Source organism: Haematospirillum jordaniae, from assembly GCF_001611975.1.
GTDB lineage: Bacteria > Pseudomonadota > Alphaproteobacteria > Rhodospirillales > Rhodospirillaceae > Haematospirillum > Haematospirillum jordaniae.
Map to the genome: position 1 here is coordinate 91,991 of NZ_CP014525.1, position 15,525 is coordinate 107,515.

A 15,525-nucleotide genomic window follows, 5' to 3' on the forward strand; every position below is an offset into this window, starting at 1 on the left:
GCCCCCTGCCCCCCGACGGAACACACACAAGCCCACGCCAGGAAAAGACCGGGTCATGCTATACCAAGATGCTCTTTGAGCAACCCAAGAAAACGCCGGCTGACCGGCACCGTGTGATTACTGCATGTTTCAATCAGCCCCCCCCCTCCATCGCACAGGGCAATATCGCGGATATGATCGGGGTTGATCATATACTGGCGATGGCAACGAATAAGCGGTGTGCGTTCCTCCATGGTCCGAAGGGTCAGCTCGGTAAAATGCTCTACACCGTCTGTTGTCATCACATAAACCCCGCCGGGCCTAGAGACAGCAGCCTCAACCTCCTCAACCTTGAACAAACTGATCCGATGCAGCCCAGAGCAGGGAATCCGCAGCAACGGACGCGTAACGGAGGGCATGGAGCGGTTCTTGTCACGCAAGGCATCCAGGGTTTTCTGCAACCGTAATTTCTCAATCGGCTTGAGAACATAATCAAAGGCCCGCCCTTCAAAGGCCTGCAAGGCGTAATCCTCATGGGCTGTCAGGAAGATGATCCGGGGCATACGTTGCGGATCAAGCATAGACAAAAACTCAATACCGCTGATCCGGGGCATCAAAATATCCAAGAAGACCGCATCCGGCGAGGTCCGGTTGACAGCAGCTAGGGCATCAACCGCATTGCCGCACTCACCAATGACCTCCACGTCACATTCCTCCAGAAGAAGGTCCTTCAATGCATCACGCGCCAAAGGTTCATCATCAACAAGCAGAACACGGATCATGCGGCAACACTCCGCTTGCACCCCAAATCCTGCATACTGGACACTGATACCGGAAAAGAGAGGGTGGCCCGGGTTAACGTTCCCGGCAGGCATGTCATATCAAGCGCACCACCGCCTCTACCAATTTTCTGCCGTACAAGACCAAGGCCCATACCCTCCACCACAGCAGAGCCCCCCTCACTGTAAAGCCCGGCGCTATCTTCCACCGCTATAACCAAGCGATCTTCTTCACGGTGTGCCCGAATGCGGACAGTGCAGGAATCAAAGCTCTGGGAAACACCATGCTTGATGGCATTCTCCACTAGTGGCTGCAGCACAAAAGAAGGAATACTGTCCTGATACAGGTCATCCGGGACGCATATCTCCAGATTCAGACGATCCGCAAAACGTACCTGCTCGATAGCCAGATAGCTGGTCACGTGCTCCAGTTCATCCTCCAAAGAGGCACTTTGCCACGGACGATCCAGATTACGGCGCAACCATGCCGCAAATTCCTGCATCAGAAGACACGCACGATCAGGATTATGACGAACAACGGCAGCCATTGTATTCATGGAATTAAACAGAAAATGAGGGTTGATCTGGGCCCGTACCAACTCTTCCTTGGCTTCCTCAAGCATACGCACCTGCTGCGCACCACGCTCCGCAGCCCATACCGACAGGAGCAATGCCCCAACCATCTCCGTCAAAGTCACAACGTACGAAGCAAGCGGATGATAATCAGAAACAAAGAACACCAGATGCCCACTGCATTCTCCTTCCTCATTGCCAAAAGGTATAACCAAAATGGAATCAGACCCCGAACAACGAGCAGGCAACCGCATCTGAAAGGGCTGCGTTAGATCCTTGCAAGGCGCTATATCGTCAGGACGAAATGAATAGGGCACTTCACCTACACGGGCCAAGACCTGCAGGTCGTCTGTTATGCAAACACCATTAACACCAAGACCTTGCCATAGAAGCGTTGCAACCGAAGTCGCACACTTGGAATCAAGGATCGGGAACAGCCCCTGAAGCCTGCCTGCAAGATCCTGCGCCTTGTTCCATGCGGCAGTCACATCAAAATGGGCAGCACGTAGACGTACTCTGAAGACAGACACAAAGCCAGCAATAGAAACAACCTGCACCAGAAAGGTAAATGCGGCGGCAAACAGTAAAGACGGTTGATCAGGCCCGATCCGATCTGTTGCCAATAGGATGAGCATATAATGCAGGGACACAGGCAGAAGCGTCGGCAGAGGAATCACGAATAAATGGGACAAACAGGGAAAAGAAGCCCGATAACGCATGCACAGGTGGCACACTATTCCAGCCAGAAGCCCGCATACCGCCATTGAAAATGCAGTAACGATGTCATAAAGCCCCAGACCATAAAGACACAGGGAGCTAGTCACCGCTACGGCACCTGCCGCAATAAAACCATGCAGAAGGCTGGCTATCACCACGGCGGCTATGGGTAAAGAGACCCAATGGGGACCAAAACAAGCAGCTTCAAGCCACCCGCACAAAACAGACAGGAACACAGCCCCAAACACAAGCACGGTCTTATGTGTCCACAACGGGTATGGCGTGCAGACTGAGGATAAAAGAAAGGTGGCCCCCAAAACCCAAGCCAGCAAAGCATAACCCGAGACCTGTTCCACAAACACGATAACCAAAGAAGAAAGATCGGGGAGCACAGGTGCGCCTCCATAACTTACGCCAAGACCACAAGCCGCAGTATCCCTGCACTCCCGGGCCTGCGCATCCTGCCCCAATACCCACAAAATAAAACAGGACTTATTTGCAGGACTGCCATCTCGATATGAGATGGCAGTCCCTCTATCGTCATAATTTCAATATGTTAGATCCACAGGGGAGATCAGATGCACCATAAGGAATACATTCAAGATTGATTTACTACGTTATATAAACATGATCTAAGGTAGCCATAATCCCGACTATTAGGGCAAAATAACCGATCCATCGGGAATCGTGGCCTTGTGCAGGTCCGCCGCTGCTTTTGAAACAATCAGATGGGGCTTGGGCAGAATAACAGGTAGCATAGATGCATCCTGTCCTTTGAAAACAGCCAACGCCATTTCAGCGGCTGCGCGCCCAATGTCCTCAGCCCGCGGAGCCCAAGTTGCCAGCCAGCCTTTCCGCACAGGATCTTCACCGGAAGCAAGAAGTGGAACACGAGCGCCAACTGCCTGATGAATATCAGCAGCCTGTGAAATCAGATAGCTGTCGGTTCCGATAAACAGAGCATCCGCACTCAATTCATCGGACGAGATGCTGACCAAGGCACGTTCAAGCGCATCCGTCCCCGGGGCAACCCGGCGTTCTAGGACCTCTACACCGGCTGGTCCTGCCCAGCCCCGCACCTGATCAGCAAACAAGTTGGCATTGCTCTCCCGCGCATTGAACAGGAGGAATAACCGCTTGATAGGCACTAGACGCGACAAGGCATCAAGCTGCGCGTTGACAGGAACCCCAATCGTAACGCCTGTCACATTGCCACCAGGAATTTTCATGGAGTGGACAAGGCCAGCACCGACAGGATCAAAGACATTGACGAAAAGAACCGGCACAGCTCCACGAACAACCTGCACCGTCATCTGACAGGCTGTTGTCCCGAAGCAATAGACAATATCAAACTTTTTGCCCGCAATATCTTCCTGCAAGGCCCGTATCTTCTCGCCAAGAACAGTCCGATCCTGCTTGGACAAAATCTCGGTATACGTTACCGAGTACCCACCCTCTTCGATCTTGGAGCGGAATGACTGTTCAACTGCCGTAACACCACGCCACAGAACCATCAGAACAGTTTTCTGCTCTGCAGCTGCAGCAGAAAAAGACAAGACAGCGCAGGCCAGACCAAAACAAACAGCAGCCGAGAACCGCAACGGGGTTGAACGGAGAATCATCATGGAACAGCCTTTTCTGTCACGCCCCCCGGACCAGGAGCACCGGTGGGAAACACGATATTATGCCGCTTGGCAGCCGCTGCATCAAAAAACAACTGCGACTTGGGCATCCGAACCTCCTCAAGCCCCGGGTCCGTCCCCTTGCTCAACACATCCAAGGTCAGATCTGCGGCCATACGACCGATTTCAGCTTCATCCGGAGCCCAGGCAGCAACCCAGCCGGCCCGTACTAACTCATAACGACCTGCCAAAAGGATAATACGTTCCCCCACTGTTTCCGCAATTTCTTGTCCGCGTGATGTCACATAGCTGTCATCAGAGACAAACAATGCATCGGCAGCAAGTTTCCCGACGAAGAGGTCAGAAATGACTTCATCAAGACTTATACTGCCAGGAACAACACGCCTTTCCTCGACACGAATCCCCTCTTGCTCAGCCCAGTCCATCACAGAATTACGGGAGAGGATCGAGTTGTATTCACGTGGGTTATAGAGGAACAAGAGACTGTTAAAACGAACAAGGCCACGCAGAACAGAAAGCTGCTCCCCAACAGCCACTCCTCCTTTCACGCCACCCGTTCCAAGCCCGGGCACGACCATAGAATTGGCAATGCCAGTCCCTACCGGGTCCAAGACATTAGCAAATATAATAGGAACATCGCCCCGCACAACCTGCCTCGCCACCATGCAAGCCATCGATTCTGAACAGTAAATCAGACGAATCTGCCCACCATCAAATTGGCTGCGCAGTTTACGCAAACCATCAACCAAACGCCCCCGGTCTTGCTCCGCAGACAGAACCGTAACCCGATGCGGGACTCCGGAATGGTTCATACGGTCCCGCCATGCGCTCTCAACAGCGGTTTCACCACGCCACAGCAGCATCAGAATATGGTGCTCAGAAGCAAAAGCCCCCCCAAATGCCGGGGCCAGAAGCCAAGCCGACAGAGCCGCCGCAAGTGTCCGGTGCCACCTGGCCATTACGTCCCGACCGACCCTTTCTCACGGATTCCCACCACTTTCCAACGATAACTGCCATAGGACAAACTGCCCCGAACTTTTGAGGCAGCCTGTCTGAATGGTGACAGCAGGATACAGAACCAAGGATAGATCAGCCAAGAAGCCCTTGTTCGCAGACAAGCACTATAGCCGATCGCTGCAAAGAATAACGCCGGGATTAAGAATATGTTGGGGATCAAGGGCCTTTTTGATCCTGCGCATCATATCAATTTCTTCATCTGCCTTATAACGAAGCATCTCATCAACCTTGAGACGCCCTATACCGTGCTCAGCGGAAAAAGACCCGCCCATATCAGCAACAATGTCATGGACAATCCGGTTCAAATCTTCCCACTTGGCAAGGAAATCAGCTGAAGACATTGTCTCAGGCTGCGTCAGGTTAAAGTGGATGTTACCATCCCCGACATGCCCGAATGGACACGGCCTGATCCCTGGAACAGCTTGAGATACAGCCTGCATAGCCCGCTCCAGAAACTCCGGTACACTGCCAATGGGAACGGATATATCGTGCTTGACTGAAGCACCCTCATGCTTCTGGGCCTCGGGCAGCCCTTCGCGCATCCTCCAGAATGCAGCATCCTGCCGCCCGCTTTCGGCAATAACCGCATCGCCGATCAGTGCCTGCTCAAACGCTTCTTCCAGGAAGCGTTCAAACACTGTGCGCAAATCTGTTTCGGCCCGGGTGGTTGAAAACTCAACCAGAACATACCATGGCCAAGGAGATTCAAAAGGATCCGTAACACTATCAAGATGACGGCATGCCAGCTCAAGAGAGAAACGGGCCATCAATTCAAAGGCACTAACCTGATCACCTGAGAGAGAGCGCGCCAAAGCCAGAAGATGAGGGACAGAGCGGACATCGGAAACAGCACACAGTGCTGTCTGCTTTTCAAGCGGGCGAGGGAAAAGCTTCAGAACAGCGGCGGTGATAATACCAAGCGTCCCCTCCCCCCCGATAAACAAGTGTTTCAGCGCATACCCCGTATTATCCTTGCCCAGGCGCTTCAGACCGTTCCATATCCGACCGTCTGCCAGCACAACTTCCAGCCCCAGGCACAAATCGCGGGCATTCCCATAGCGCAAGACATTCAAACCTCCGGCATTGGTTGCCAGATTACCGCCAATCTGGCAGGAACCCTGTGCACCAAGCGACAAGGGAAAAAAGCGATCTGCGTCCAATGCGGCCTTCTGGATCGTTTCCAGAACCACGCCGGCTTCGACGGTCATGGTAAAATTGACGGGGTCTATGGAGCGAATCCGGTTCATGCGCCCCAATGACAGAATGACCTGACCGGCATCGGAAACGGCCCCGGCACATAACCCTGTATTACCGCCTTGGGGGACAAGACTTAATGCGTGGCGGGCACACAGTCGTACAATGGCAGAGACTTGCTCGACCGAAGATGGGCGCACAACAAGCGATGACGCACCACGATACCGCCCACGTTCTTCACGCAGGAAAGGGTCAAGGGCTTCAGGATCAACAAGAACACCCTCTGCTCCGACAACAGAATACAGTTCGGACAGGATATGATCAGCTACAGACACAGAAGGTACCCCGGAACCTGTTTTATGAAATCAGGGATTATATGTTGGTTCTCATATACCGCAATCCCCACAACAGAAAGAATGGCATATCTTGGCATGTCTCAATCATACAAAGAGAAAATGCTTTCTGGAATCATGCAAAGAAATGCGGCATGCTAATGGAAATACTGTCCTTGTAAGTGGAGTACCGCAGCATGCGTGATATCCTGAAAACGGGTAGTTTTGCGGTCCTGCATTTTTGTGTTGGCTTTGCTATCACCTATCTTCTGACCGGCTCCATCGCCATCGCTACGGGGGTTGCCCTACTAGAGCCAACCGCCAATACCATTGTATTCTACTTCCACGAGAAGGTATGGAATAAGTTCTCACCGCAATCCAAGGTCATTGGCGCGTGCGGTGGACACAAGCGGCTGGCCGAAGAACCATTCGGGACACGCTGACTGGAACCTGCACCGGCCATGGCCAAGACTGGTGCAGGCCCTATAATCAGCCAATAAAACCCTGACGGGGATCGCGGGGGGCAGCCGCGCGTCGCAAACGGTCGTTGATTGCCAATCCCAAGCCGTGATCTGGAATGGGCATCACGGCAATTCCGGCCCAACCGGCAGCATCCAGCTTGAACAACATGGCAAAAAGATTGGCAGCAGCTTCAACCAAATCACCGGAAGGGGACAGGTTAAGCGTAGCACCCGCTGTCAGACCGGCAGCCCCAAAACCAAGCAATGCCTCCTCCGGGCTTGCCGATACAGCATCAAGGCGAACGGGACAAGAAGGAGCATAATGCGACAAAAGCTGACCGGGACTATGCGGTGCCACATCATTGTCGACATCCCATACAAGCGCCCCAAGAACAGCTTCCAGACGTTCCCGCGAAATCCCCCCGGGACGCAGCAGAGCAGGCTGACGTCCAGTCAAATCCACAACCGTACTTTCCACCCCGACACCACACGCTCCCCCATCCAGAACCATATCAATACGGTCACCCAAGCTGGCAACAACATGAGCAGCAAGCGTCGGACTGATAGATCCCGAACGGTTGGCCGAAGGTGCGGCAATCGGTCGCCCGCATTCGCGCAGAAGAGCAAGAGCCAGGGGGTGATCCGGTACACGAACGGCAACACTGGGCAAACCCGCTGAAACCAATGGAGAAAGAGAGCACCCCTCACGCCGCGGCAAAACAAGGGTTAGTGGCCCGGGCCAGAAGGCAGCCATAGCCAGTCGGGCCCGTTCATCACAGTGAACCAAGGGCACCAAGGATTCCGGATCCGGCACATGACAGATCAAGGGGTTGAACGATGGCCGTCCCTTGGCCTCGTAAATGCGGGCAACGGCACGGTCTTGGGTTGCGTCGGCCCCAAGGCCATAGACTGTCTCGGTCGGGAACGCGACCAAGCTGCCTGAACGAAGGATCCCGGCTGCAACCCTCAGCGCTGTCGGATCAGAAAATGGGATAACAGGCATCAGGACAGAACCCGCATCACAAGCCAGAAGCAATAAAGCCCGGATTGCCAAAACCCGGCTTGCCATAGACGAAAGGTGTCCCGTCAAGACAAGTCATGCGCCCGCCGGCAGCCAAAAGAACAGCATGGCCCGCACAGGTATCCCACTCGCTGGTAGGACCAAAGCGGGGATAGACATCAGCCGTTCCTTCTGCTAGGCGACAAAACTTCAGCGAACTTCCGGCATTCACGATACTGGCAACAACCTTGTCAGCAAGCCAAGCCGAAAGAGTTTCTCCCTTGGCATGGGAACGACTGGAAAGCACGGTCAGTCCTTCGGCACCGGGGGCACGGCACTGCAAACGTTCCGGCAGGCTATCACCCGTATACCGAAAAGCACCACCGGAACCATAGCCAAGATACAGCACATCCGAAACCGGAAGGTATACAATCCCAAAGACGGGGTGTTGCCTTGAAACCAACCCGATATTGACAGTGAACTCGCCGTTTCTTCGCACAAACTCTTTTGTGCCATCCAAAGGATCAACCAGCCAGAACGGCCCACTCCCCACGGAAGGGCAATCCCCCGCAGCCACTGCTTCTTCGGCCACAACGGGAAAATCCGGCGTCAAATCACGCAGGGCTGGAACCAAGATATCCTCGGCAACACGATCTGCCGCCGTCACTGGTGAATCGTCGTCTTTTTGCAGGACAGCAAAATCACTTTCGTAAATCCCCATGATCGCAGATCCAGCCTTGCGAACAACCGGTATCAAGCTGTCGGCAAGAAGGCGAAAATCGGGCATATCAGTCACAGAAGTCTTCCATTGTCTGGTGTTCACAAGCCTCTTTCCCCTGCATGATCCTGAAAAGAAGGCTTCTATAGCATATCGGCTACAAGAACCGTGGCTGGCAGGGTAAAAAAGGCAAAGATCATTTGCAAAGATATTATGCGAGCCATAAGTGGAGCATCCCCTCCCATCTGCCGGGCAAGCACATATGCCGAAGGCGGGGCTGGCAAAGCGAGCATAAGAATCACCACCGCACGCACCATACCTTCAAGCCCCAACAGGTGCGCCGCCAACACCCCACCAGCAGGCATAATCAAGAGCTTGAGCAGAGAAGATAACGCCTCCATCAACCAACTTGCACCCAACGGACCAAACCGCAGACCGGAGCCGGCCACCAACAAGGCCATGGGCACAGCAGCCGCTCCAGCAAAACCCAGCCCATTCATAAAGCCGTCAGAAACGGAAATGACCCCCGTTCCAACAGCCCAGCCAATAACACAGGCCCAGATCAGCGGGTTACGTGCCAAGGCCAAGGCTATCTTGAGGACAAGATGCCACTTTCCCTGCGCCTGCACCAAAAAAACCGATAAAGTACCAACGCACAGCACATTGAATAAAATGACTGTTACGCCAGCCGCCGCTGCAACCAAAGCCAGACCGGGCGGCCCCCACAAGCCTTCTGCAACACCAAGGGCAATAAAGGTATTTCCACGAATAACTCCTTGGAAAACAGATGTGAACGCCGCGCGATCACAGGCCGGAAAGAGGATAGGGACAGACCACAGGGCCAGCGTCATACATAACGATACCCCCAGAATACCACTTGCCATTCCCCCGATTACCGCAGGCTCAGGCGGGCGGTGACCCAAAGCATGAATCAGGAAGGAAGGAATAAGAATATAGTAGGTTATCCACTCTAGGGCGGACCATATCCTTGGGGAGACAAAGCCTGCCGCACGTACGCCGTATCCAAGCCCCAGCAACATCACCACAGGCAACAGGGCACCGAACACAACGAACACAGCGCTTTCCTTACCTTAATTGGCTAATAAAGAAGCTATAACATGCTCACGCAAGGATTACCGGCACTTGGCAAAACGTGTCAATTGGCCAGAAGCATACGTGTATTTACGCATCTCTGCCCCCACAACCGTAAACAGGAAGTCAGGACTGTCATTAGGCTCAAACCGCTGCAGTTTGAAGGAAACACTGCCACTTCCCGGCTGCCAGGAATACTTGCCACGGGCATAGCCCCAATCGGTGGCGGCCTTGCGCCAACGATAGCCGCCGGAGGAAAAGATCATCAGCAGACTGCCACTGTCCTCACACCTCTGACCGACTTTTACCCAAGACCCTTCAAGATCAGGCGAGACATCATTACGCCAGCTGTAGGACTGTGCAAACACACCATCTATCGACATGACGACAGTCCAGAATGCAATCAGGAACAACGACACAGCATATCGGATGCGCATATCAAGGACCTCCCCCAAGAGCCGGGCAAAAGCTTAGGGCACATGGCTGCAAAATTCCACCATCCGTCGCGCCTTTATTTTCACGCAACATTCAAGAATTTCGCGCCCATACCGGCAGTTATACCTTTTCAGGAATCCGGAAAGGGGTAAATATCCACAGGAACTTCGATTTGCACGGCCACCATGGCTTCTGGTTTCACAGGCCCGCTTATGGCCCCGGACAAGCACAGAGAGACAGACAATGAAAATAAGCTTCGCCAAACCTGCCCTGCCTGCCTCGGGTACAGTCGTTGTCGGCATTCTTGCCGGGCGCAAATTAACCGCAACGGCCCGTTCCCTGGACAAATCTGGCGGAGGACACCTGAGCCGGGCCATGGAGGCTGCTGCCTTTGAGGGACGGGCCGAGCAGACGCTAACCATTCTCGCACCAGCTGGCAGCGGCTTGTCCCGTCTTGTTCTTCTGGGCATGGGTGAAGCCGCAAAGCTGGATACGGCCGCGTTCGAACGGCTTGGCGGGGCCACATGGTCGGCCATAGCCAACGCAAAGGACAAAGACGTCACGCTAGTTGTCGATGCTCTCCCCGGATGCAATGTGCCCATCGCACAGGCGGCAGCACACATGGCCATAGGGGCTCTTCTGCGCTCTTACCGGTTTGATCGCTACCGGACCGAGGCGACAGAAAAAAAGGATGACAAACCGCAGGTTGGCAAATTGATTGTTTCAACCGCAGACCATGATCTGGCCAAAAAAGCCTTTGCCCCGATGGAAGCCGTGGCCGAGGGCGTGTTCCTGACCCGGGACCTGCAAAGTGAACCTGCCAATATCCTAGGTCCGGTTGAGTTCAGCGAAGAATGCCAGAAGCTGGAGAAGCTTGGCATCAAGGTCAGTGTCCTGACTGAAAAAGAGATGAAGAAACTGGGCATGAATGCCTTGCTGGGCGTCGGGCAAGGCTCTGCCCGCGGTAGCAGGACCGTGATACTGGAATGGAACGGCAGCAAGGCCAAAACGCCACCTCTGGCCGTTATTGGCAAGGGCGTCTGCTTTGACAGCGGCGGAATCTCCATCAAGCCAGCCGGCGGCATGGAAGACATGAAGTGGGATATGGGTGGAGCCGGCGTAGTGACCGGGCTGATGGCAGCCCTAGCCCGTCGCAAGGCCAAGGCCAATGTAGTTGGCTTCCTCGGCTTGGTCGAGAACATGCCCTCCGGCACAGCCCAGCGCCCAGGGGACGTTGTCCGCTCCATGAGTGGCCAGACCATCGAGGTCATCAACACCGACGCGGAAGGACGGCTGGTGCTGGCCGATGTCCTGACCTATGCCCAGCGCAAGTACAAACCCGCGACCATTATTGATCTTGCAACCCTAACCGGAGCCATCATCATTGCCTTGGGCATGGAACACGCCGGCCTGTTTTCCAACGATGACACACTGGCCGGACAGCTGACCAAGGCCGGACAGGAAACAGGGGAAAAGCTGTGGCGCCTGCCAATGGGAGACAGCTACGACAAGCTGATAAAATCAGACATAGCCGACATGAAAAACGTCGGCGACGGTCGTGGCGCCGGCTCCATTACGGCCGCGCAATTCTTGGCCCGTTTTGTAGAAAGCGGAACACCGTGGGCACATCTGGACATCGCCGGAACAACCTGGACCAACAAGGATCTGCCCCTTGCATCCAAGGGCGCGACAGCGTTCGGTGTACGCCTGCTGGATCGCTACATCACTGAGCATATTGAAACCAAGCGCTAACAGCATGAAACACCCCCGCCACACAGTGTGCGGGGGTGCCCATCATCTGGGAGAGCAGGAAAAACATACCCTTTTACTTGCGTGAATTAACTTGATCCTGCACCCTTCCCGGGAAGGCTTGATGACAGGGATGTGCCAGGAGGAAACATGGCTGACTACACTGCCCCTCTGAAAGAGATCATGCATTCCATGAAAGTAGTCGGGCTGTCGGATATCACAGCACTACCTGCCTACAGCGACGCAACGGATGATCTGGTACAGGCTGTGCTGGAAGAAGCAGGACGGCTGGGCAGTCAGGAACTGGCACCACTGAACAGCCTTGGTGACCGCATGGGGTGCCGTCTTGAGAATGGCACGGTTCACACCTTCCCGGAACTGCAATCCTTTTATGCCCGCTACCGTGACGGGGGATGGAATGCCATTCCTTTTGATCCCGAATACGGGGGCCAAGGCCTGCCATGGCTTGTTGCAGCCGGCGTACAGGAAATTTGGCAATCTGCAAACATGGCTTTTGGCCTGTGCCCCATGCTGAACCAAGGCGCAGTGGATCTGCTGGATGCCCACGGATCCGACGAACAAAAGGCCCTGTACCTGCCGAAAATGATTTCGGGAGAATGGACCGGCACCATGAACCTGACGGAATCACAGGCCGGCTCCGACCTGTCCCAGATCAAGGCACGCGCCGTCCGGGAGGGGAACGCATACCGAATTACCGGTACCAAGATTTTCATCACCTATGGCGACCATGACCTATCGGACAATATCATTCATATGGTTCTGGCCCGCCTGAATGATGCACCGGAAGGCGTCAAGGGAATCTCCCTGTTCCTAGTTCCGAAGTATCTACTCAACCCCGACGGCAGCCTTGGTGACCGTAATGACGTTGCCTGCACAGGGCTGGAGCACAAACTGGGGATTCATGCCAGCCCGACGGCGGTCATGTCATTCGGGGAACGTGAAGGGGCTGTCGGCTGGCTTGTCGGTGAAGAAAACAAGGGGCTGGCCTGCATGTTCACCATGATGAACAATGCACGCCTCAATGTCGGACTACAGGGCTATGCTATCGCCGAACGGGCCTACCAGCACGCCGCCTGGTATGCGCGGGAACGTGTCCAGTCCAAGCCCGTGGTGGGGGAGCACAAGGGGCCAGCCACCATTATCCATCACCCTGATGTCCGACGGATGTTGATGAACATGAAGGCCCGCACACAAGCCGGACGCCTGCTGACATTTTCGGCCATCGCAGCTAATGACAGGGCCATCAAGACAGCAGATCCCCGGAAAGCCGCTGCATGGGCAGCCCGGGTTGCGCTGCTGACCCCTCTGGTCAAGCTGTGGGGTACAGAGATCGGCGTGGATGTTGCCAACGAAGCCATTCAGGTCTTTGGTGGCATGGGCTTTGTAGAGGAAACAGGCGCAGCACAGTTTTACCGTGATGCACGGATTGCCCCCATTTACGAGGGAACAAACGGCATTCAAGCCGCTGATTTTGTCGGCCGCAAGATTCAGAAAGACCAAGGGCGTGAAATGTTTGCGCTGATTAACGAGCTGCGTACAGCCCTTCCACGCCATGATGCCAGCCTTACGCCACCTCTCGAGGAAGCCCTAAAGGGACTTGAACGAACAACACGCTGGGCCTGCACCGCCTCGACAGCAGACGCCTATGCGGCTGCCCTCCCCTTTACCCGGCAGGCTGCCCTGACACTGGGTGGATGCTGGCTTGCCTTGTCAGCGACGCAGGCTCAAGACAGCGAAGATCACGCTTTTGCGCAGGAGAAGACAACAACGGCCCTGTACTTCATCCGCCATATTCTTCCACAGGTGGCAGCCTTGGAGGCCGATGCGACAGCAGGCGCCAACGCCCTGATGGCGATACCGGAAGAAGCCTTCTAGCCTGAACGATCGGGGGACCTCCCCTCTCAGAGGAGGGTGCAGTAGTAGAGTGCCTTGCCAAGAGCACTGGCACCATCGTTGCCGGCTACCTGCTCCAATCGGGCGCGTGTGATCTGCCCGGTCCACTGGTGCCTCTGGGACAGGATTTCCAGAATTGACGCACTGTTGGACGGCGTAAAGGCAACACCCGCCTGTTTCCAGAGACACCGGCAATCCAGCCTAGGCACAAGCTGCTCGCACTGTGCCACAACTTTTCCTGCCATATCATCCGTATACTCATTGGACGGCCTAGAGTTATAGGCCTTCAACCACAACCCACCCCCCACACCAAGCGTCAGGGCAATACCCAAAGCAATAATGCGGATAAAGAAACCAAACTGCGAGGGACGACGGAGAGGCCGACCATGATGGTCGTGGTGACCGTGATGACCATGGTGATGGTCAGCCGCATGATGATGGTCGGCCGCTGAAGGAGCATGGCTGTGATGACCATGGGCATGATGAGGCTGTGGATGTGTGGTACCACCATGAGCCCCGGAGCCATGTTGGCCGGAAGTCGGGTGACCATGGTGTCTGAGGCCACGATTGCCATGCTTGTCCGGTTTATGATGGTCTGGACCATGCTCCCCCGTGCCATGGCCGGGGTGATGAGCCCCACCGGAAGAATGGCTGTGATCCTTGGCCATACGCGCTCCCCCTACGTCATAAACCCTCCAAGTACAGCGTATTGTAGCACATCCTGCCCGAAACATGGAAATCGTGCTGGTTTCTGGATACAAAGCCGCTCTATACTCCGCCCCACGATGCGTACCATAACGTCCTATGTCCTGTTTCAGCTTGCTACCGGAACCATCTTGGTTACTGCCGGCCTGCTTTCTGTTGCCTGGCTCACACAGTCGCTGCGTTACATTGAGCTGATTGTTACGCAGGGCGTGTCCGTCCACTCCTTCCTGACCTTGACCGGCTTGCTGCTCCCTGGCTTCCTGTCCCTAATCATGCCCGTCGCCTTGTTTATGGTTGTTTTGTTTACATACAACCGCCTGAATACAGACCGCGAGCTTGTTGTTATACGTGCAGCCGGGGTAGGCCCGTTCGGCTTGGCACGTCCGGCACTGATTCTGGCTTTTGTCATGATGGCAGCTGGCTACAGCCTGACGCTCTGGCTGGGGCCGGAGAGTGCGCGTTCCTTCAAGGAACTGCAATGGAGCCTGCGCAACGATGCATCAAAGTTGATGATCCAAGATGGTACTTTCAACGACGTTGCCACCGGTCTTACAGTCTATACCCGCGCCAGAACCAGCAACGGAGAGCTGCTGGACGTCATGATCCATGACACTAGGACACCGGGTAAAACAAACACAATTATAGCAGAACGAGGAGCTGTTGCTTCGTCGCCGGCAGGCCCCGTTCTGATTCTGGGCAAGGCGAGCAGCCATCAGGTTACCCTTGGAACCGGAACCATGGCACTGCTGGATTTCGAGCGCCTGTCCGTCAACCTATCGGATCAGCCTGAGAAAGAAAGCGGACAGCGCTATCGTGAAGCACAGGAACGACCAACGAGCGAGTTGCTAACGGTCACAGAGAAAACAGATCTGACCATCCGCCCGGCTGATGTACCCCGTTTCCGGGCAGAAGCCATGCAGCGACTCTTTAACCCCATATCCTATATCTGCTTCGTGCTGATTGCCCTTGCTGGTCTTTTGTCCGGTGCCTTCAGCCGGCGTGGACATACACGGCGCATTGCGCTGACAGCAACAGCCATGGTTCTGGTGCAATCCGGGATCATCGGTGCCGGTAATCTGGCATCACACGCTACAAATCTTTTACCCCTGATTCCTGCCGCTGTTCTTTTGCCAACAGCGATAGCCTTGTTTATCCTTGCTCGTTCAAACCAATCCATTACCGTGACCTATTTCCCCAACCGGACCAGAATGTCATGA

General features: G+C 54.8%; 14 protein-coding genes. 4 read left to right on the forward strand and 10 right to left on the reverse strand.

Annotation, left to right across the window (positions count from 1 at the left end; all coding sequences use genetic code 11):
* Positions 1-53: 53 nt before the first annotated feature.
* The 5 genes from btsR to AY555_RS00440 form a co-directional block, all read right to left on the reverse strand.
* On the reverse strand, positions 54-761 hold the full coding sequence (gene btsR, locus AY555_RS00420) for a two-component system response regulator BtsR (protein ID WP_066131942.1): 708 nt from the start codon (positions 759-761) through the stop codon (positions 54-56).
* A complete protein-coding gene (locus tag AY555_RS00425; RefSeq protein WP_066131944.1) occupies positions 758-2,440 on the reverse strand; it encodes a sensor histidine kinase in 1,683 nt (560 codons plus the stop codon). Before AY555_RS00425 ends, btsR begins: the two co-directional genes overlap by 4 nt.
* Positions 2,441-2,704: 264 nt before the next feature.
* Positions 2,705-3,673 carry an ABC transporter substrate-binding protein gene (locus AY555_RS00430; protein ID WP_066131949.1) on the reverse strand — a complete coding sequence of 323 codons (969 nt, stop codon included), beginning with the start codon at positions 3,671-3,673 and terminating at the stop codon, positions 2,705-2,707.
* Entirely contained in the window at positions 3,670-4,650 is a 981-nt protein-coding gene (locus AY555_RS00435) for an ABC transporter substrate-binding protein (RefSeq protein ID WP_066131953.1), read from the reverse strand. Before AY555_RS00435 ends, AY555_RS00430 begins: the two co-directional genes overlap by 4 nt.
* 162 nt (positions 4,651-4,812) lie before the next feature.
* Complete coding sequence (locus tag AY555_RS00440; RefSeq protein WP_066131958.1) at positions 4,813-6,237, reverse strand: FAD-binding oxidoreductase; 1,425 nt, start codon at positions 6,235-6,237, stop codon at positions 4,813-4,815.
* Between the two features lie 194 nt (positions 6,238-6,431).
* On the opposite strand from AY555_RS00440, the gene AY555_RS00445 reads away from it, so the two are divergent.
* Positions 6,432-6,677 (forward strand): DUF2061 domain-containing protein, encoded by a 246-nt coding sequence (locus AY555_RS00445; RefSeq protein ID WP_066131963.1) that lies wholly within the window; start codon positions 6,432-6,434, stop codon positions 6,675-6,677.
* Positions 6,678-6,723: 46 nt separating this feature from the next.
* Here AY555_RS00445 and AY555_RS00450 read toward each other — a convergent pair whose 3' ends face one another.
* From AY555_RS00450 to AY555_RS00465, 4 genes are all read right to left on the reverse strand, one after another.
* A complete protein-coding gene (locus tag AY555_RS00450; RefSeq protein WP_066136288.1) occupies positions 6,724-7,698 on the reverse strand; it encodes an L-threonylcarbamoyladenylate synthase in 975 nt (324 codons plus the stop codon).
* Positions 7,699-7,714: 16 nt separating this feature from the next.
* Positions 7,715-8,482: a 3'(2'),5'-bisphosphate nucleotidase CysQ gene (gene cysQ / locus AY555_RS00455; protein ID WP_082812027.1), complete on the reverse strand. Its 768-nt coding sequence runs from the start codon at positions 8,480-8,482 to the stop codon at positions 7,715-7,717.
* Between the two features lie 74 nt (positions 8,483-8,556).
* Positions 8,557-9,489, reverse strand: coding sequence for an AEC family transporter (locus tag AY555_RS00460; protein ID WP_066131968.1), 933 nt, complete (start codon positions 9,487-9,489; stop codon positions 8,557-8,559).
* A 57-nt stretch (positions 9,490-9,546) separates the two neighbouring features.
* Positions 9,547-9,942 carry a hypothetical protein gene (locus AY555_RS00465; protein WP_066131972.1) on the reverse strand — a complete coding sequence of 132 codons (396 nt, stop codon included), beginning with the start codon at positions 9,940-9,942 and terminating at the stop codon, positions 9,547-9,549.
* 241 nt (positions 9,943-10,183) lie between these two features.
* Here AY555_RS00465 and AY555_RS00470 point away from each other — a divergent pair, with 241 nt between their 5' ends.
* The gene (locus AY555_RS00470; protein ID WP_066131974.1) at positions 10,184-11,692 is read left to right on the forward strand and encodes a leucyl aminopeptidase; all 1,509 of its coding nucleotides are present in this window, start codon (positions 10,184-10,186) and stop codon (positions 11,690-11,692) included.
* Between the two features lie 147 nt (positions 11,693-11,839).
* The gene (locus AY555_RS00475; protein ID WP_066131979.1) at positions 11,840-13,585 is read left to right on the forward strand and encodes an acyl-CoA dehydrogenase; all 1,746 of its coding nucleotides are present in this window, start codon (positions 11,840-11,842) and stop codon (positions 13,583-13,585) included.
* Positions 13,586-13,611: 26 nt separating this feature from the next.
* On the opposite strand, the gene AY555_RS11705 is transcribed toward AY555_RS00475, so the two are convergent.
* A complete protein-coding gene (locus tag AY555_RS11705; protein ID WP_156483243.1) occupies positions 13,612-14,271 on the reverse strand; it encodes a hypothetical protein in 660 nt (219 codons plus the stop codon).
* Positions 14,272-14,388: 117 nt separating this feature from the next.
* Between AY555_RS11705 and lptF the strand changes: the two genes are divergently transcribed.
* Positions 14,389-15,525, forward strand: coding sequence for an LPS export ABC transporter permease LptF (gene lptF / locus AY555_RS00490; RefSeq protein WP_066131990.1), 1,137 nt, complete (start codon positions 14,389-14,391; stop codon positions 15,523-15,525).